Annotated in this window: 1 protein-coding gene; it reads right to left on the reverse strand. The window is 62.1% G+C overall.

Annotation, left to right across the window (positions count from 1 at the left end):
• The coding region (locus tag ACLJNW_RS23215) for an aldo/keto reductase (protein WP_410961086.1) at positions 1 to 218 on the reverse strand (218 nt) is incomplete at its 3' end.
• Positions 219 to 456: the final 238 nt, after the last annotated feature.

A 456-nucleotide genomic window follows, 5' to 3' on the forward strand; every position in this document is an offset into this window, starting at 1 on the left:
TGCAAGGCCTTGCCGACGACCTCTTCGGAATGGCCGAAGCCATAGACCGGCGCGGTGTCGATCAGGTTGATCCCGGATTCCACCGCACGCCGGATGGTTTCCACCGACGTCGCGTCGTCAGCGCCGCCCCACATCCAGCCGCCGATGGCCCAGGTGCCGAGGCCGATGCGCGAGACCGGCGTGTCGATACCCTCGATGCGAATGCTTTCAACGCTCATGGAAATACTCCTGCAGATCGGGAAAACGCTTGCCGGCAATGCGCTCGGCGGCACGGAGCGATTACTCTAGATCACCCGAGATTGAATGTGGCTCAATGCTGCATTGACCTCCGAGAACTGCCAGGAGCCCTGGAATGCCGGCTTTCACCCGTTCCGAACTCGCCGACCTGAACGTCTTCATGACCATCGTCCGGCGCCGCAGCTTCCGTCACTCAGCCCAGGAGCTGGGTGTCAGTAC

It is taken from the genome of Salmonella sp. SAL4457 (assembly GCF_046548235.1).
Taxonomy (GTDB): domain Bacteria; phylum Pseudomonadota; class Gammaproteobacteria; order Enterobacterales; family Enterobacteriaceae; genus Salmonella; species Salmonella enterica.